Source organism: Maridesulfovibrio spiralis (SeqCode), assembly GCF_048571135.1.
Classification (GTDB): domain Bacteria; phylum Desulfobacterota; class Desulfovibrionia; order Desulfovibrionales; family Desulfovibrionaceae; genus Maridesulfovibrio; species Maridesulfovibrio spiralis.
The window spans coordinates 81,075-98,974 of sequence record NZ_CP182344.1 but is presented as its reverse complement, the minus strand read 5'-3'; the positions used below and the strand labels follow the sequence as shown (position 1 = coordinate 98,974).

The 17,900-nt window shown below is 50.6% G+C and carries 12 protein-coding genes; 3 read left to right on the top strand and 9 right to left on the bottom strand.

Translation table 11 applies throughout. The annotated features are described in order from the left end of the window. Nucleotides 1–68 precede the first annotated feature (68 nt). From phoU to ACNI29_RS00450, 3 genes are all read right to left on the bottom strand, one after another. Nucleotides 69–737, bottom strand: a complete 669-nt coding sequence (gene phoU, locus ACNI29_RS00460) for a phosphate signaling complex protein PhoU (RefSeq protein WP_419780232.1) — start codon at nucleotides 735–737, stop codon at nucleotides 69–71. 134 nt (nucleotides 738–871) lie between these two features. Next, nucleotides 872–2,332, bottom strand: a complete 1,461-nt coding sequence (panF, locus tag ACNI29_RS00455; RefSeq protein WP_419782073.1) for a sodium/pantothenate symporter — start codon at nucleotides 2,330–2,332, stop codon at nucleotides 872–874. An 8-nt stretch (nucleotides 2,333–2,340) separates the two neighbouring features. Then, nucleotides 2,341–2,646 (bottom strand): YhdT family protein, encoded by a 306-nt coding sequence (locus ACNI29_RS00450; RefSeq protein ID WP_419780231.1) that lies wholly within the window; start codon nucleotides 2,644–2,646, stop codon nucleotides 2,341–2,343. A 379-nt stretch (nucleotides 2,647–3,025) separates the two neighbouring features. On the opposite strand from ACNI29_RS00450, the gene ACNI29_RS00445 reads away from it, so the two are divergent. The 3 genes from ACNI29_RS00445 to ACNI29_RS00435 are packed head-to-tail and all read left to right on the top strand — an operon-like array spanning nucleotide 3,026 to nucleotide 7,080. Next, nucleotides 3,026–3,814: a substrate-binding domain-containing protein gene (locus tag ACNI29_RS00445; protein WP_419780230.1), complete on the top strand. Its 789-nt coding sequence runs from the start codon at nucleotides 3,026–3,028 to the stop codon at nucleotides 3,812–3,814. Next, on the top strand, nucleotides 3,804–6,026 hold the full coding sequence (locus ACNI29_RS00440) for a histidine kinase dimerization/phospho-acceptor domain-containing protein (protein WP_419780229.1): 2,223 nt from the start codon (nucleotides 3,804–3,806) through the stop codon (nucleotides 6,024–6,026). Before ACNI29_RS00445 ends, ACNI29_RS00440 begins: the two co-directional genes overlap by 11 nt. Further along, nucleotides 6,019–7,080: an HD domain-containing phosphohydrolase gene (locus tag ACNI29_RS00435; protein ID WP_419780228.1), complete on the top strand. Its 1,062-nt coding sequence runs from the start codon at nucleotides 6,019–6,021 to the stop codon at nucleotides 7,078–7,080. Before ACNI29_RS00440 ends, ACNI29_RS00435 begins: the two co-directional genes overlap by 8 nt. A gap of 124 nt (nucleotides 7,081–7,204) precedes the next feature. Here the strand turns inward: ACNI29_RS00435 and torA are convergent, their stop codons facing one another. The 6 genes from torA to ACNI29_RS00405 all read right to left on the bottom strand — a co-directional run bounded on the left by torA (nucleotide 7,205) and on the right by ACNI29_RS00405 (nucleotide 17,320). Further along, on the bottom strand, nucleotides 7,205–9,637 hold the full coding sequence (gene torA, locus ACNI29_RS00430; protein ID WP_419780227.1) for a trimethylamine-N-oxide reductase TorA: 2,433 nt from the start codon (nucleotides 9,635–9,637) through the stop codon (nucleotides 7,205–7,207). Next, complete coding sequence (torD, locus tag ACNI29_RS00425; protein WP_419780226.1) at nucleotides 9,630–10,319, bottom strand: molecular chaperone TorD; 690 nt, start codon at nucleotides 10,317–10,319, stop codon at nucleotides 9,630–9,632. Before torD ends, torA begins: the two co-directional genes overlap by 8 nt. Nucleotides 10,320–10,328: 9 nt before the next feature. Further along, the gene (locus ACNI29_RS00420) at nucleotides 10,329–11,468 is read right to left on the bottom strand and encodes a NapC/NirT family cytochrome c (RefSeq protein ID WP_419780225.1); all 1,140 of its coding nucleotides are present in this window, start codon (nucleotides 11,466–11,468) and stop codon (nucleotides 10,329–10,331) included. Nucleotides 11,469–11,679: 211 nt separating this feature from the next. After that, nucleotides 11,680–13,116 carry a sigma-54-dependent transcriptional regulator gene (locus tag ACNI29_RS00415; protein ID WP_419780224.1) on the bottom strand — a complete coding sequence of 479 codons (1,437 nt, stop codon included), beginning with the start codon at nucleotides 13,114–13,116 and terminating at the stop codon, nucleotides 11,680–11,682. Nucleotides 13,117–13,119: 3 nt separating this feature from the next. Further along, nucleotides 13,120–15,633 (bottom strand): ATP-binding protein, encoded by a 2,514-nt coding sequence (locus ACNI29_RS00410; RefSeq protein WP_419780223.1) that lies wholly within the window; start codon nucleotides 15,631–15,633, stop codon nucleotides 13,120–13,122. Between the two features lie 19 nt (nucleotides 15,634–15,652). Further along, nucleotides 15,653–17,320, bottom strand: a complete 1,668-nt coding sequence (locus ACNI29_RS00405; protein WP_419780222.1) for an FmdE family protein — start codon at nucleotides 17,318–17,320, stop codon at nucleotides 15,653–15,655. Between the last annotated feature and the right edge of the window lie 580 nt (nucleotides 17,321–17,900).

Here is a 17,900-nt window from a genome sequence, read left to right as displayed (position 1 = left end):
CCATCCTTTTTCTTACGCCTTGCATCTGGTACTTTCTTAGCAGTCTGATTTGATCATTTGGTGGCAATTTATTTTTTACCTGCGAAGTACTCCGCATATTTGATGAAATAGATATGTTCGGAGATGTTGGTGATGTGGTCACCGACACGTTCGAGGCAGCGCATGGTGAAGAGCAGGGAGATGAACCCCGTGCCCTCCAGTTCTTCGGAGGAAACGCAGTCCTTCATTCCGGTTACGCCTTCCTTGAACAATGCATCCACGTTGCTGTCGCTGTGCCAGACGTCGAGGGCCTTTTCCACACTCAGTTCCCTGAAGGCTTCCAGCACGCTGGAGAGCATTGCGGTCAGCTCTTGTCCCATATGCTGCACATAGCCGAGATGCTGGGCATGTTCTTCGGCAAAGCCGCGCATGCCTTTCTTGGCGATGCTTTTCGCATAGTCTGCAATACGCTCAAGGTCGGAAGCGATTTTGCTCGCGGTCAGCACGTAACGCAGGTCCCCGGCCTTGGGTTCCATCTTGGTGATGATCATCAGGGACATCTTGTCCACTTCGTGCTCAAGGTCGTTGATTCTTACGTCCATGTCGATAATGGCCTGAGCTTTATCAACATCATTTTCTTCAAAGGTCTCAATGGCCTTGCTTAATTGCTCCAAGGCCATATTGCCAAGTTCGAGAACAAGTCCCTGAAGGTCGGCAAGTTCTTCTTCGTATACCTTCAAAGGGTGGTGCATATCCATCTCATCTACTCCTGTTTTATATTCAGTGGCGTTTAATTTTAAACATGTTTCGCAGTTAGCAATTACGTTATCTTTGTTACGAAAACATGTCGCCATTGTTTCAGGAGAGTGGATATAATTTTAGCACAGACTGCTTAAGCTGCGGCCTTGCTGCCATTGTTGCGTGAAAGTCCGGCATATGAACCGAGCACGAAGGCAGTGAGTGAGGCCAGTGTGGTCGGGACAATGGCATGCACGCCGCCCATTGCCGGTTTCATGATGGTCAGCACGATGAAAGTACCTACGCCGATTACAATGGAGGAAACTGCTCCGGTGGAGTTGGCTTTATCCCAGTACAACCCGATTACGATGGGACAGAGGAAAGCGGCTTCCAGTCCGCCGAAGGCGAAAAGGTTGATCCAGACCAGCAGGTCCGGCGGTTCAATGGCAGCCACAAAAACCATCAGTCCGACAACCACGGTACAGATCAGGCTCATTTTTTTGATGCTGACCAGAGTCATGCGCGAAGCATCACCCTTCAAACGGTAGTGGATGTAGAGATCCTTGATGATTGCAGCGGAGACCAGCAGGAGCATGGAGTCCACGGTGGACATGATCGCAGCCAGAGGTCCGGCGATGAAAACTCCGGCCCAGAACGGGGAGAGCAGTTCAACGATGAGCGAAGGCATAGCCAAATCACCTGCCGGGAGTTCGGGCAGGATGGCCCGGCCCAGTGTTCCGGCGAGATGCGCGCAAAGAATCATGAAGCCGATGAGCAGGGTTCCGATGATCATGGCGTCGTGCATTGCTTTGGAATCACGGTAGCCCATGCAACGCTGGGTGGTCTGCGGCAGACCGAGAATACCGATACCGACCAGAACCCAGAAGGACAGGGTGAACGGCAGCGGTACAGCATCTTTAGGCCCGGTGGGGGTAATCAGTCCGGGATCAATAGCTTTCAGGGACTGGATGCAGTTTTCCATGCCTCCACCGGCGTTGATGACTGCCAGCAGGATAACCACTACAGCCACAACCATGACAATGCCCTGAATTGCGTCGGTGAGTACCACGGCCCGGAATCCGCCAATGGCGGTATAGAGCACCACGCTGACTCCGAAGAGAACAAGGCCCACGATGTAAGGGTATCCGGTTACGGTCTGAAAAAGTCTTGCCCCGCCGATGAACTGGGCCAGCATGGCGGCCATGAAAAATACGATCAGAGCTATAGAGCAGAGGATAACCACGGCATCGCTTTTGTAGCGGGCGCGCAGGAAATCGGTGATGGTTACGGAATCGGTGCGCCGGGCCATGATGGCGAACCTTTTTCCGAGGATACCGAGGGTCAGAAAGGTGGTCGGAACTTGAATCATAGCCAGCAGAACCCAGCTGAGTCCAAGTTTATAGGCCACTCCGGGACCGCCCACAAAACTGCTGGCACTGGTGTAGCTGGCAATGATGGTCATAGCCAGAACCATGCCGCCCATGGAGCGTCCGCCGATGAAATAATCTTCAATGAATCCTTTGGAGGATTGGGTGGATTCGGCTTTTTTACGCGCCCAGAGAGCTACGCCGAAGGACATGGCAAGGTAGAGAATTACCGGAATGACGGTCATCATGGTGTTGCTCACGACTGTTCCTCCCCGCTTTTTGCGTCATATGCGGTTTCTGTTTCTTCGTCTAAGGGCATTTCTTTAAATTTGAAACGGACCAGAGCCCAAAGCAGGATTGTGATCAGCGGGTATCCGACAATGCAGCTGTAGAAAAACCATTCCGGCAGTCCGAATACGTATTCATATTGGTCCGGGTCGCCGCTGCCCATGCCGTAGGCGCAGACGTACCACCAGATGAAGTAAAGGGCATATGCGCCCAGAGTCAGCAGGGCCTCTTTGTTGGCCTGCGCGAATCGCCAGTCCTTTGGATTTTTGTCCATGGTGATCGGCCTCGAGGTGAGAAGTTTATGTTTGCGTGGATTGGGCATCATGTGCAGATGCCGCGCGTTGAGTGCCTTATGGATGGGATAATTGCAAGTTTTTTTGTGCTGGAATGTGACTATTGAATTCCCGGACCGGATTTGTCTTCCCGAGAGGGGAAACGTTTATTGCGGGGGTGTTTCCGTATGCTTTATCAGGAACATGGCTGCTGAAATGCTGGTAAAGTCTTCATTTTCAGTTCATGATAAGAATTTAGTTTCGGAATCTTTATTTTTTGGCGCGTATTGAGTGAATAGCCGCAGTAATTAATTCCGTTGTGCCTGAGTCTATGGCAGATTATATTCTTAAGTATAGGATGAATTGTTCGGAGGTAAACATATGAAGTCTTTACGTCTCGGCATATTGGGAGTTCTGGTTCTCCTGCTTGGCTTTGGTCTGTCCGGTTGCAATGCCGACAAAAAAGTGGAGCAGAAGAAAGAATTGTTGGTTTATTGCGGGATAACCATGATCAAACCAATGGCTGATATTGCAAAGATAATTGAACAGAAGCATGATTGCAAAATCCTGATTACAAAAGGCGGGTCCGGCAATCTGCTTAAGTCCATCAAAGCTAATAAAATAGGTGATCTTTATCTTCCGGGTTCGGATGCATATATTCAGACCACCCTTGAACAGGGGTTGGTTACTGATACTGTCCATGTTGGCTACAACAAGGCAGCCATGATGGTGAAAAAGGGGAATCCGAAAAGCATTCCTGCTTCCCTGGACAGTCTGGCAGATAAGCGTTTTCTTGTAGCTATCGGTAATCCTGAAAGCGGGAGTATCGGCCGGGAAACAAAAAAGATTCTGGATAAGAAATCAATTTTTTCAAAAGTAGCAGCCAATGTGCAGATGATGACTACTGACTCCAAGGACCTTACCCGTCTGTTGAAAGGGGAAGAGGCTGACCTTGTTGTAAACTGGTATGCGACATCCACATGGCCTGAAAACAAAGACAGTATCTCTGTTTTGCCTATCAGCGATGAATATGCCCGAAAGAAGAAGTTGATCCTCGCGTTATTGAGATTTTCCCGTTATCCGGAGATAGCCAAAGCTTTTATGGACTACGCCTCCGGTGACGAGGGCCGGGCTATCTTCAACAAATATGGATTATACGATGTTAGATAAAAAGTTTCCTGGAATATTAAAAGAACAGGTTACTTCCAAAGTGCTGTTTCTTTGCTTGATTTTTCTGCTGACCTTTGCCGTCAATTTTATGGTGGATAGGGTTAAGTTAAATGTTCTAGCTGATTATGATCAGGAAATTTATAATCAGGAGGCCCGGTCAGAGCTTGGCAAGGCTTTGATGCACCGCCTGCTGATGGTTGAACTGGGGGTAGCGAAGATCGTCGATGCTGTTGACCCTCGCATGGTTGATCTCTTGCTGACTGAGATCAACCACAGTCTGGATAAGCTCGGGGCAATTTTGACAATCCTTCAGAACGGGGGAACATTTGTAAATACTTTTCCGGCTAATTTTTATGATAAGGACGAAGTTCAGGAGCAGATAGTTTTCCGCCGCGATAAGAATGCCGGTTATGTCATGGAGGTCATTGATCTTAATCCCAAAATATTCGAGCTTGGCGAAGCCGTTGCAAATATAGCATCCAAAATGCGGGAACTACTGAGAGCACGGGATACTCTGACTCTTGAAAAGGTCCACGAAGCATTAAGGTTTCGGACCATGCAGATTGACGCGCTCATTTTACGCGCCCGCGAATCCTCAAGTAAAATATTCTACGAAACACAGGCAGATATAAAACGTCTGGATGAACTCAAGAAAGCATCTTCCGCCAACTGGGATAATGTGCGGCTTGGAATTATGGCCTGTACCCTGCCTTTATCACTGTTTCTTTTTTTCCGTATCCTGTTCAATATCCGCACTATCCTTGCCGACCGGGAGAAGAAGTCCCATAATCTTGAAGAAGCAAAACAGGCTATTGAAAAAATTGTGGATTCTATCCCGGTGGGCATGGCTATCGTCAATGAACAGCGGAAAATCCTGCGTGTAAATCCCGAGGCTTTAAGGATTTTTGATATCCCTCCGGGAGAGTCGATTCTCGGTGAGCGGTGCGAAAAAGTGTTCTGCCTTTCTGCTTCTGATAGTTGCCCCTTTGTTAAAAGCGAACTTGGAACTTACAAGAATGAAGTAGGGATCAAAACGGCGTCCGGACGTGAAATCACGGTAATAAAAAAAGCGACTTATATTAATCTGTCCGGGGAGCGGGTCATTCTTGAAGCTTTTATGGATATCAGCGAACGTATTGAGATTGAAAAGCGGCTCAAGAGCCAGCAGGATTACACAAACGCTGTTTTGCAGGGTGTCCAGGCCGGAGTGGTTGTAATTGCGGCGGAGAGCCACACCATTGTGGATATGAATGAAACTGCTGCCAGACTTATCGGTGTGGACAGGGACGCAGCAATCGGTTCAATCTGCCATGAGTACATCTGTCCGGCTGAGATCGGCAAATGTCCGGTTACCGATCTTGGCAAGGCGGTAGATCATGCTGTGCGCAAGCTTTCTAACGGTAAATCTATCCTGAAAAGTGTTGTTCCGTTCAAGAGGGGGGATGATACTTATCTGCTGGAGAATTTCGTGGATATTACCGAGCAGGTTCAAACAGAGGAACAGCTGAAAGAAGCCCTGCATGCCGCGGATGCAGGAAGCCGGGCCAAATCTGAATTTCTTTCCCGCATGAGCCATGAGTTTAGGACTCCGCTAAATGCTATTATGGGATTTTCCGATATGCTGTTGACGGATGAACAGGAACCGTTGTCGGAAACTAACCGTACGCATGTGGAATATATCGCTGAATCCGGGCGGTTTCTGCTTCAGATGATTACGGATATTCTTGAATACTCCATTTCCGGTAATATTGATTTTGAGGGCGGTCATGGCAAAACTGATATCTTCAGTGTTTTTGAGCGTGGTGAAGCAAACGGAGACAGCGATGCATTGCCAGTTGATGCAGATGGAGCCAAGAGCGCATATTCGGTCCTGTTCATTGATGCTGACATTAAAAATATTGAAGTGATGCGGGCCGTTTTTTCCAAATCTTCAGATTGCACTTTAATTGTCCGCAAGACAGTTGAGAAAGGAATGCGGGCTTTGCAGCTGCTGAATCCGGAAATAATTGTTCTCGGTGAAGACTTGGACGAGGATTCTTTTGAGCAGGCGATTGCAGCCATTCAGACTCTTGATGGCTTGGAAAGGATGCCGTTTATTGCTGTGCTTGGTAATGATTCTGTGCAAGGGGCTGACGGTAATGTTCCCACACCTGTAGACGCTGAAGGGGTGCGTGATTTGTTGATTAAAAGCAAGGAAAAAATAAATGGTTGATGAAAGTAAGCTGCTTGAATCCAGCATTCTGATAGTGGATGACAATCCGATAAATATTGTCTTGCTTGAAAATCTCCTCGAGCGCAAAGGATATGAAAATTATACCTCCACGTCCGATCCCCGTACTGTTGCACCGTTGCAGGCGGCGGAAAAATTCGACTTGATCCTGCTGGATGTCCGGATGCCGCATATGAGCGGAATCGAAGTGTTGAAAGTCCTGCGGGAGCAGGATTCTTCAGAGTTTCTACCGATCCTTGTACTTACTGCCCAGACTGACCAGCAGACAAGGCAGCAGGTCCTCGAAGCCGGGGCAACAGATTTTCTGACCAAGCCTTTTGAGTATTGGGAAGTCTTGCTGCGTATCAGAAATATGCTGGAAACAAGATTTTATTATAAGCAACAGGTAGAACGGCAGGATCATCTGGAGGCCGAGGTCCGCAGAAGGACACAGGCAATCCGTGAAACCCAGCTGGATATTGTACAGCGTTTGGCCCGTGCCGGGGAATTTCGCGATAATGAAACCGGGGCGCATGTTATCAGGGTAAGTAAAGTTGCCCAGATTATCGCACGGGGGATGGGCCTTGATGATGCTGCATGCGACCTGATCGTTTATGCCAGCCCCATGCATGATGTCGGTAAAATTGCTGTTCCTGATTCGATCCTGATGAAGTCCGGACCGCTGGACCCCGAAGAATGGGAAGTCATGAAAGAGCATTGCTCAGTCGGTTACGAAATAATGGGAGATAATCCTTCTGAAGTTGTCTGGGCAGCTTCGCAGATAGCTCTCTATCATCATGAACGGTGGGATGGAAATGGGTATCCAGAAGGTTTGAAGGGGGAAGATATTCCGCTTTTTGCACGGATAACTGCTGTCAGTGATGTTTTTGATGCCTTGACTTCAGACCGTCCGTATAAGAAAGCATGGCCCATTGATAAGGCCATCGAGTACATCAGCAAAGAGTCCGGGACGCAGTTTGATCCTGGTGTTGTAGGATCATTTTTAAGTAATATTTCTGAAATTATCGCTGTCGGTGAAGAGTATCCTGATTGCTGATTTCATCAGGTTGCTGCGTCTTGCCGGAATAGGGTTGTAAAAGGTGACTTGTGCAGAGGCGGAGGTGCGAGGCCGGTTGGACCGTCGCAACCTCCGTTGTCAGATTTATTGCCGGGTGGTCGGGTTATGCACCCTTGGGTGCGTCAAAGACGGTTACAGCCGGGACTTTGCCTTTGAATTTTTCAATCTGGACCAGCGCGGAGTTGGCGATGGTAGCCTGAGCCAGTTTGGAGGAACCTTTGTCCACGGTAAGGACGTTTACATGGCCGTACTTGCACATGGTTCCGTCTTTTCCGGGATTGAGGGGATCATACCAGCCGCCCTCACGCAGACGCACAACACCGGGCATGATGCGCTCGGAAACCTTCGCTCCGGCCAGCACTTCTCCACGGTCATTGAAGACGCGTACAATATCGCCGTTATTGATGCCGCGGGCCTTGGCGTCTGATGCGCTGATGAGCACAGGTTCACGGTCCTTGATGGCATACTCGTCGCGCAGGGATTTTACATTATTCATCTGGGAGTGCAGCCTGTCTTTCGGGTGCGGGCTGAGCAGGTGCAGGGGATATTGCTTTGCCTTGGGGGAACCGAGGTATTCGATAGGCTCGATCCAGCTTGCGTGGGGCGGGCAGTCGTCGTAGCCCATCTTTTCAATATCCCTTGAGAAAAGCTCGATCTTGCCGGAAGCGGTTCCAAGGGGTTCGAACAGAGGTTCTTCACGGTAGTCCGCATGGCGGGTCCACTGTTTGGCTTCTTCGGTGACCGGGAATTCCACCTGTTTGTTTTCGGCCCAGAAGGTATCGAAATCAGGCATGGACAGCTTTTTGCCGTCGGCCTGTTTCTTTGCTGCGTTGTAAAATGATTTTACCCATTCCATTTCGCTTTTACCTTCAGTGAAAGCCTTGCCGTGGCCCAGTTTATCCGCCAGCATCGAGAATATTTCATAGGTCGGCTTGGATTCGTAAAGCGGCTTAATTACCTGCTTCATGGGCATGATGTAGCGGGCGGAATAGTCACCGCCGCGTTCAACATCATTCTGCTCAAAAGAGGTACATGCGGGCAGTACGATATCCGCGAAACGTGCTGTGGGGGTCCAGAACATTTCATTGACGATGATGGTCTCGGGCTTTCTCCAAGCCTTGATCATCTTGTTGCGGTCCTGCTGGTGGTGGAAGGGGTTGCCGCCGGCCCAGTAGATCAGTTTCAGTTCCGGGTAGGTTACCTTGCCACCGTTAAAGTCTATTGTCTTGCCGGGTTCAAGCAGACAATCTGTGATTCTTGCCACCGGAATTGCCGGGGGCATGTTCTTGGGTGCTTTGCCTGCGCCGAAGCCGGGCAGTCCCGGAGCATTGGCAGTGGGGGAGCCAGCACCGGAGTAGTGGTAAGCCAGACCGAAGCCGCCGCCGGGGAGACCTATCTGTCCGATCATGCTGGCGAGGGTTACCAGTGCCCAGTGGGCCTGTTCTCCGTGGTCGGCGCGCTGCATGGACCAGCCGCTCATGAGCATTGTCCGGCCTTTTACACTGGCACGGGCGATATCGGCAATGGTTTTAGCGGGTACGCCGCAGATTTTTTCAGCCCATTCCGGGGTCTTGGGAGTCTTGTCGGTTTCTCCGAGGATGTAGGCTTTCACTTTTTCGTAGCCCACGGTGTATTCATCAAGGAACTCGAGATCAGCCAGTTCTTCCTTGATCTGTACGTAAGCCATAGCCAGCATCATGGATACATCGGTATTGGGGCGCGGGGTTATGTGTTCTGCGCCGAGATATTCGATGGTATCGGATTTCATTGGGTCAATGGCGATGATGCGTTTACCCGCAGACTTGAGCTTGGCAATCCAGTCCTGACCTTCGTGGTCGGGGATGGACCAGCCCATGCGCAGGGTGGTCAGCGGATCTGCTCCCCAAAGTATGATGGTGTCGGAATGTTCAATGATGGTGGGCCATGAACTCTGCTGGGAATACACTTCCATGTTACCCATTACGTAGCCCATGATGATCTGGGATGCTCCGGTGCTGTAGTCTCCTACACAGCTGGTGAAGCCGCCTTGCAGATTCATGATTTTGCGCAGGCCGGATGCGGAGTTATGCAGCTTGCCGAGGTTGCGCCAGCCGGGAGTGCCTGCATATATCGCTGCCGGGCCGTAGTCCTTTTTCACCCGGTTCAGTTCGCCTGCAACCAGTTCAAGGGCTTTATCCCAGCTGACACGCACAAATTCACCTGTGCCGCGTTCAGCTGTATCGCTCTTGTGGCCGTTTTTCAGGAAGCCTTTGCGGACCATCGGATATTTGATGCGGGTCGGGGAGTATACATAGTCCGGTGTTGCCTTGACCAGTGAAGTAGGGTGGTTGTCTTTGGAAAAGGGGACCGCTTCAATGAATTTACCGTCTTTGACCTTGGCCCGGAATGCTCCCCAGTGGGCCGCAGTCATGATGTTTTCTTCCCCTCCGGCAGCAAAGGCCGGGGTCAGTACGGACGGTCCCAGCAAAGATGCCAGACCGGCAATGGCTGAGTAGCCAAGAAATTTACGCCTTGAAATAGTACCTCTTTTACTCATCGTTTCCTCCAGGTGTTTTTTGCGCAGTGCGCTTTTCAAGCTGTGCATTCAACCAATTTATATCTGCCGCAATAAAGTCCGCAGTAAGCCCTGCTGCTGCGCTGTAGAAACCTTCCGGTTCTACTTTTGCGCAGGTGCTGGCGAAGTCGGGAATCCAATTAAGCAGGTGCGTTTCGAGGAAGGATTTGCTGCGGGCAAATGCAACTTTCATATCCTCGTTGTCCTGTTGTGAAGTGCTTAGGAAGGCCATGAATTCCAGCAGAACAGCTACGTGGTCTGCTGGTTCGGTGAATGTAGAATTCACCCCTATGCCGTATTCAGCCATCAGTTTTGATACTTCTGTTTCAGCCTGCTGGTGGGTTGTGTTGCTCTCGCTGGTGAAAAATGATTCGTAGGGCGGTACGGCCAGCGGGCCGCCTGCCCCGAGAAACAGGCGGCCGTATTCGCTGGCTAAGTCGAGGACTGAGTCTTCGGTGTGTGTCTTTTTCAGTTCAGATTCGATCTTATTAAGAGAGGCCTTTGGGCCGGTAATAACGGCTACCGTTTCAGGGAACCGGCTGTTTTCACCTGTGCGGTAGGAGTCAAGCTGCTCTCGGGTCAGCTCTCGCATAAACAGGCTGGACAGCCAGCGGTAGGCAACGGTCCGCTGTTCATCAAAATTAAGTTCTGTTGTTACGCTCATGATTGCCTCCTAATGGGTTCCACCCATGTCGGATGCGTGCATTTGCAGATATTTGAGGAAGAAGCGGTACTCTTCCTTGGACAGGGAAAGGTTGTGCTTCATGGCCTTGAGGTTGCCGATCCACTGGTTGGCTTTGAAATGGGCCGGGGGAGTGGCACTATGGCAGGTACTGCAGGCACTGGTCAGCATTTCGCTTCCGTAATTCCACAGCGGTGCGCATGAAGGGATCATGTCTGCAGCTTTGACCCAGCAGGTCAGTTCCGCTTCATGCCAGACCTGTTCAGTGTCTGGGTCGGTCATGGTGTTGTTTGTCTGAACATCGCCCTTGATTTTTTTGGAGAGTCCGGCAGAAAAAATACGTTTGCCCTGCTCCTCGTAAATCATGGCTTCAACCCCGTCCTGCTGCCAGCCGTGGATGCTTACTTTTACCCAGTTGCCGTCTTTTTCCAGTATGTTCAGCTTGGTTGCGGGCAGGATTTTCCCCAAGGGGCGTCCGTTTTTTTCCTTGAACAAGGGAATAATCTTGATGGGGTATTGTTCTTTAACGCTGAGAGAGTTGTCGGCTGCTTCGGACTTAAGCTCGTCGAAGACAGCTTTGTATCCAGAGGACATATCCGGTAGCTTGTGGACGATACCTTTGTGGCAGTTGATGCAGGTCTGGCCTTCTGAAAGGCCTTTTTCCATGCGCTTTGCATCCTCCGGCTTTTTGAATTTGCTGAAGTCAAAAGCCTGCTTGTTGTGGCAGGAACGGCATTCGCGTGAATCGTTGGCTTCCATTTCAGCCCAGACGCTTTTCGCCATACGCAGACGTTCTTTCTCGAATTTTTCAGGGCTGTCGAGAACACCGCGCAAAGATTGGACAACTTCCCGCGCAGCTTGAGCCTTGCGGAGCATCATGGGTACGAAATCTTCGGGCAGGTGACAGGAGGTGCATTCGGCACGTACCCCGGACCTGTTTATGTAGTGGGTGCTTTTTGTGTAGTCAGGAAGGACGTTTTCCTTCATTTCATGACAGGACATGCAGAAATTTTCTTCCATGTCACTGTCTTTTCCGTCAGTTGCATAAGTGGACCCGGCAATGAGCAGACTGCCTGTAGCAATCATTGCGACAGCCAATGGAATCCAATCAGCAAATTTCAAACTTTTCATAGCTTCCTCCGAGATGCTTGCTTTCCGCAGGGCGGATAAAGGGCAAGAGCAATGGGGATGCCAGTTTTGTGAGTTTTTTAATTTACTGTTTATTCAGGTGTTTAGGTGTGCGGAACGTTAGCTTGTTTTATTTCTGATAGTGGAGTGTACAAAAAATAAAGACAGTAAATCCTCTCTCAGAGGACAGCTGTCCTCGAATAGTGGATTTTATCTATCTGCTGATCTCATGTTTCTTAAGTAAAGAATACAAGCGGCTGCGGCCCAGCCCTGTTACCTCGCATGCTTGTGAAATATTCCAATTGGTATAGACCAGCACCCTGTGCAGGTATTCACATTCAAGACGGCTGAGGGCCTCCTGCTTGAAATCCTTGTAGGTCGGAGGGCTATTCCGCTCGGCTTCCAGCGGGGTTGATTGCGGGTTCTCAGCATATTCTTCATATTTATTTACCGGTGTCTGTTCTGTTGCATGCAGGCGGGACTTGATGGCGGCAGTGCGTAATCTCTCCGGCAGATGGTGCTGAAAAATGTGTGGTTCGTTCATGGCACCGATGAAAGCACTTTCCAAGGCTCCGGCAAGTTCGCGGATATTCCCGGTCCATTTGTGCTCTTTGATGATCTCAAGCACTTCCGGGGAAATTGTTTTGGGTTCAGTGCGGTAGCGTTCGGCAATGCGGGCATTGAAATGTCCGGCCAGTAATTCTAAATCCTCCAGCCTTTCGCGCAGTGGCGGCAGATGGATGGTCATGGTCTGCAATCTGTAGAGCAGGTCACTGCGGAAAGTGGATTGAGCTGCCATTTCATTGAGGTTCTGGTTGGTAGCGGCTACCAGCCTGAAATCACTGTAAACTTCGTCTTTTCCCCCTACCGGGCGGAATTTTTTTTCCTGCAGGACGCGCAGGAATTTACGCTGGCTTTCAAGGGGAAGTTCCCCGATTTCATCAAGGAACAGGGTTCCGCCGTCAGCTTCACGGACCAGTCCGCTGCTGGGTTGGTCTGCTCCGGTGAAGGCTCCTTTTACGTGCCCGAAAAGAGTGCTTTCAATGAGGTTCTCAGGTATTGCTGCGCAGTCAACTGTGACGAATCGCTTGGCAGAGCGAGGGCTGTTCTCGTGCAGGGCGCGGGCAAAGAGTTCTTTCCCTGTCCCGGTTTCTCCGGTTATGAGCACTGCGGCATCACTGCGGGCTGCTTCCCGCATGGCATTCAGGGCTTTCTTGAGGGCAAAGCTTTCGCCAACGATTCCAGCTCTTTTGGCGGGAGTTTTCGTTTGTCTGCTTTCGGCGAGATTGTCCCTGTATTGGAGTACCCGTTTCAGTGGGAGCAGGATTTTTTTCGGGGAAAGCGGCTTTTGCAGATAATCCCAAGCTCCGTTGCGGATGGCCAGTTCCACGCCATCCGGATCGCCCTGTCCGGTCATGATGATAACTTCCGGGGCGATAGGCAGTTCTTTCAGGCGGGGCAGCAGGTCAAGGCCATTGCCGTCAGGGAGCCTGACATCAAGGAATACTGCGTCGAATTCACCGGAAAGACCTTTACGCATGCCCTCAGCAAGGGAATGAGCCGCATCCGCACTGTGTCCTATGTTCTGGATCAGTTCGGCAAGGAATCGGCAGGTAGGTTTGTCGTCATCAACAATCAGTACATGAGCCATTATTTACGCCTCCCCGAGATCAATAAATTTTGCCACAGCTTCATTCAGTTCCCGGATGCTGACCGGCTTTTTGAGCAGGGCGGCCAGCCCGAGTCCTTCGGCTTTGCTTTCGTCAAAACGGGAGCTGTATCCGGTGCAGAGTACTACCGGCAGATCCGGCCTGATCTCCATTACGCTGCGGGCCAGTTCATCCCCGGCCATGCCCGGCATATTATAATCGGTGAGCATCAGGCTGTATGAAGCCGGGTTGTTCTTGAACGCTTCAAAGGCGAGGAGCGGGTCGGAAAATGGATTTACCGAGTATCCGAATTTTTCCAGCACTTCTGTGTAGGAGTCCAGCAGATCCTGCTGGTCGTCCACGAAAAGTATTCGTCCGGCCCCGTATTCGGAATCGTTGAAATCATTGATCTCCTCCATTGGTATGTCATCGCATAGCGGAAACAAAATATTGAATTCAGCCCCTCTTCCGGGCGTGCTTTCCACTTTAATATTTCCACCGTAAGAGGACACGATTCCGGCAACAACAGCCAGCCCCAGACCGGTTCCTTCCCCCGGAGGTTTGGTGGTGAAAAAGGGATCGAAAATACGTTCCAGAACCTCTTTTCCCATGCCCGGACCATTGTCCTTTATCCGCATCATGACAGACCGGTTGGAGTCTATTTCCGTTCCGTTGATCAGGTCCTGCGGAATCCGATTCCCCGTGCGCAGAGCGATCCTGATTTCCCCGCCTTCTTTATCCATGGCCTGTGCAGCGTTCATGCACAGGTTCATGATAACCTGTGAAATCTGGGTGGAGTTAGCCATGATGATGACATCATCTTCAAGGTCGAGGGTTATCTTGCAGCTCTGGGGCAGGGATGCGCGCAGCAGGCTTTCGGTTTCCTTGATCAGCCCGTTAAGTTTCAACGGTTTGGCGGATTCATTGCGCGGGCGGGCAAAGTCCAGCACTTGGCGGACCACATCGCGTCCCCTGTAGGCGGCGGTTAGAATTGCGCTTACCTTGTCGTTTGTTCCCTCATCTTCCAGTTGATGAAACATCTCGATCATTTCCCCGTTGGCGATAATTGCCCCAAGGATATTATTAAAGTCATGGGCAATCCCGCCAGCCATTGTTCCCAGTGATTCCATGCGTTGGGCACGCAGTATCTGCTTGTCCTTTTCCAGCAGGCGCAGCTCAGCCCTTTTGCGGCTTAGCACCTGTTCAAAAGTGGGGACCAGAGTTTCAAAAACCAGTACGGATTCATCTGAAAAAATTTCATCGCGGGCAATCCCGGCGACAAGTTGTTCCCGTTCATTATTGCTGAAACGGACCAGAATAAGGTGGCGGGGTATTCCGTAGTTGGCGTCAGCGCAGGACTGGAGATCTATCTGCCCGCTGCGTTTTTCACAGGTCTGTTTTACCGTTTCGGTGTGGATCGGCAGAAACTCAAGGTCTGTGCCGGGACTGGTGCAGCGTATATCAAGGCCCGCTTCAGTCTGCACTGCAAGAAAGGCCAGTTCGGCTTGAATGGTTTCCAGTATGCGGTCCAGACAAATTTCACAGGTATCCTGCTCTGTGGATGCTGTAATGGACTGCATGAGCATGCTGTTTACTGCTTCAAGGGAGGCTGTGCGTTTGCGGACTACGCTTTTAAGGCTGGCATTCCAGCCCAGGATCAGGGCGAATCCCCCAAGGCAAAGGCCGGAAATGATCAGGGTCCATGCGATGAGGCGGTCATCCTTGTAGAACGGAACAGTCTTGGGGATGAACCATTTTTCATGGATTTGTGAATGCTCTTCCGGGGAAATTGAATTCAGCGCGGTTAGGATTTCTGTTTGCAAGTGCTCCATGCCCTTACGCACAGCCATGCCGCGCACGGCTACATAATCGGTGAACCCGGAGATTTCCATGTCGTCGAAACGGTCGCGTTTCAGGAGGTCTGCCGCTACTGCAAGATCCAGTATCGCCGCATCGGCATCACCGATGAGTACCGTTTCAAGAGTGGACGAAGCCGGGCCGATTATGGACCGCAGGTTGATATTGTCACCGTAAAGTTTTTCAATGTAGGTGCGTACCCCGGAGCGGTAGGGCAAGGCTATTGTCCTGCCCTTCAGCGAGGACAGGGTGTTCCCAAGTCCGGAATTTTCACGGGTGACAATCACCGCGGGCTGCTGGATATACGGAAAGATAAAATCCATACTCTTCAGCAGTTCCGGGGTCCGTTCCACCAGCGGAATGAAATCCACATCCCGCAGATCCACGGCCAGAAACATTCGTTCCCGGTCCGTGCAGCGGGTGCGTTTGAATTCCCGGCCCAGTTTTTTATCCAGCAGTCGCACATAGTCGGCGGTGATACCAGAATAATTGCCCTTGTTGTCCACAAATTCATAGGGAGCTGAATTCATGCATGTTCCCAGCTTGATTACTGCCGGGACATGGTTGCTTTCAAGGGTGGTATCAGTATTGCCCGCGGCCGATCCAGCAAGGATCGTCCACAGGATGCTGAGTATTAAAATCAGGGCCGGAAATCTACGCATTTATATTCCTTTGTTTTGCCTATTTGCCGAACGGGCATTTGGGGAATGAACAGTGTGCGCATTCCATGCACATGGAACCGTTAGCCATGGCTGCGAGGTCGCTACGGGTAATTTTAACCCCGGCCAGAAGACGGGGCAGCAGCAGGTCCATGCTGGTGTGTTTGTGGAACAGGGCGCAGGCCGGAACCCCGATGGTCTGCACTCCATTGATTCTGCCCAGCAGGGTCATTGCACCGGGAAGGATTGGTGCGCCGTGGAGAATGTTATCCAGTCCGGCGTCAACGAGTCCCTGACGGGTTACATCATCCGGGTCAACGGAAAGTCCAGCTGTGGTAATAATCAGGTCACAGCCCTGCTGTAATAGTTTTTCGACGGCTCCGGCAATATGTTTCCGGTCATCGGGGCAGATGATTGTTTTCTCTATGCTGCTGCCCAGGGCAGCCAGTTTACCTGCAATAATGCCTTCAAAACGGTCCTGAATCAATCCGTTGAATACTTCATTTCCGGTTATAAGTACTCCGGCTCTGGCAGAACGGAGCGGTTTTACATTAAATATTGGTCCGTCTTCAAGAACGCGCAGGGCTTTATCGAATTCAGCTCGCTGCAGGAAAAGTGGAATGGCCCGGGTTCCGGCAATGCTGACCCCGCTTGAGACAAGGGTATACCCTTTGCGGCATGCCGCCATCACTCCGGGAACCATATTGAAGGCTTCCAGAACTCCATCGTCCACGGTGAGCATCCCGGAAGCGGCGGAGACCAGTTCCATCTTGCCTTCTTTGGGATCTCCTTTAATTTCTACATTTTCGCCGCACATGAGCTTGGCGAAACTGCGGGCGCACTCATTTTCATGCACCCAGTCATCTCCCAGTTCTGATTCGGCAACGTAAATTCTGTTTTTGCCGATACGCTGCAAACGGCATAGGTCGCCCACTTCAAAAGTGTGCCCCTTACGGAAAGCAGGACCTTTGCTTTTACCCGGTTCAATGCGGGTCATGTCGTGCATGGCTTCTTTGCCGACCGCCTCTTCAATAGGAACGGTTTTGATGGTGTCCGGAAAAGCAGGGCTGACAGTGGAGTCCCCCAGAATCTGCCTGTAGGGACTGTCTCCCTGACAGGCACGGCAGATAGCACCGTGGTAGCGCGGGTATGGTTCGCCGCAGACGGGGCAGTCCGCGATTTTACCTTTACTGCGTTTTTTTAAAATACTGTCGGTAACAGTCACCTTTTCAATATTGCAGACGGAGGCTCCGGCAAGTGCTATCTGGCGTTGCAGGAGAAGGGTGTCTTGTTCCGGCTTGGGCTTGAGTTTGTAGAGCCAGGTTTTATATTCGCCGTACTTGTCCAGTTTTTTGGGACACACCGCCACACGGAGACCTTCTCCGGTATGTTTGTCATAAAGTGTAACCGCATATCTGCCGAGATTTTCAACCTTAAGCCAGCCGTTACCGATGGTGCAGGGAGTCAGCATCTGAGCGGCATCCGGCAGACACCACGGTGTCTCGGCCAGAACTTCGTAAAGTGTTCCTTCCGGCATGCGGGCTTTAGCGGCCTCAACCATGTATCCGCCCAGCATCAGGCCCGGTGCGGGGTAATTATGGAACAGGGTCGCCATGTTCAGAAATTCTTTATATGTATAACTGCCGATAGGCAGTTCGTCGCCTTGGATTTTAATTTCGTGATCGCTCATTGATGCCTCCTGATCTGATGGTTCCATGCGTGGTATCAAAGGTTGCACCAAATATAAATATGACTGTAATTAAAGAGTGTTCCGCGATGCGTAGTGGCTGTGTCCCTGTGATTAGATCAAGTTTGTCTGAAAAAAAAGGACAAGTGCTTGGATAGAGTCCACAAAAAGTGGAATTTCGTAGCGTGGAAGGCGGATAACCCGTTTGATTTGCTAAAGATGTAAGATGATATCCTATCGTATTGTGGATATGTTGCTGCTATCACGATCGCGGTGATGAACAGATACAAACCAGAACAGAGTACGTTATAAAACGAGGCTCTATTAAGGCTCAAAATGATGTTGGACACAAAAAAAGGACCCACGCACAATCCTAAGATTGTTCGTAAGTCCTTGATTTCTTTTTGGTACCCAGAGTGGGATTTGAACCCACACAAGCGTAAGCTCGAGGGATTTTAAGCCCGTCCAAAAAGATTCTGCCAATTGTTCATTAATGTCTCTAACTGCTTTGAATACAAAAGATTCATCGGTTATTACTCTGTCTACACAGCCAGTAAAGTCTGTGGGTGTATCAGAAAAAAGT

Excerpts from the sequence above, each read along its gene's own strand:
- phoU (WP_419780232.1), bottom strand. The coding sequence starts at position 737 with ATGGATATGCACCACCCTTTGAAGGTATACGAAGAAGAACTTGCCGAC.
- panF (WP_419782073.1), bottom strand. The coding sequence starts at position 2,332 with ATGATGACCGTCATTCCGGTAATTCTCTACCTTGCCATGTCCTTCGGC.
- ACNI29_RS00450 (WP_419780231.1), bottom strand. The coding sequence starts at position 2,646 with ATGGACAAAAATCCAAAGGACTGGCGATTCGCGCAGGCCAACAAAGAG.
- ACNI29_RS00445 (WP_419780230.1), top strand. The coding sequence starts at position 3,026 with ATGAAGTCTTTACGTCTCGGCATATTGGGAGTTCTGGTTCTCCTGCTT.
- ACNI29_RS00440 (WP_419780229.1), top strand. The coding sequence starts at position 3,804 with ATGTTAGATAAAAAGTTTCCTGGAATATTAAAAGAACAGGTTACTTCC.
- ACNI29_RS00435 (WP_419780228.1), top strand. The coding sequence starts at position 6,019 with ATGGTTGATGAAAGTAAGCTGCTTGAATCCAGCATTCTGATAGTGGAT.
- torA (WP_419780227.1), bottom strand. The coding sequence starts at position 9,637 with ATGAGTAAAAGAGGTACTATTTCAAGGCGTAAATTTCTTGGCTACTCA.
- torD (WP_419780226.1), bottom strand. The coding sequence starts at position 10,319 with ATGAGCGTAACAACAGAACTTAATTTTGATGAACAGCGGACCGTTGCC.
- ACNI29_RS00420 (WP_419780225.1), bottom strand. The coding sequence starts at position 11,468 with ATGAAAAGTTTGAAATTTGCTGATTGGATTCCATTGGCTGTCGCAATG.
- ACNI29_RS00415 (WP_419780224.1), bottom strand. The coding sequence starts at position 13,116 with ATGGCTCATGTACTGATTGTTGATGACGACAAACCTACCTGCCGATTC.
- ACNI29_RS00410 (WP_419780223.1), bottom strand. The coding sequence starts at position 15,633 with ATGCGTAGATTTCCGGCCCTGATTTTAATACTCAGCATCCTGTGGACG.
- ACNI29_RS00405 (WP_419780222.1), bottom strand. The coding sequence starts at position 17,320 with ATGAGCGATCACGAAATTAAAATCCAAGGCGACGAACTGCCTATCGGC.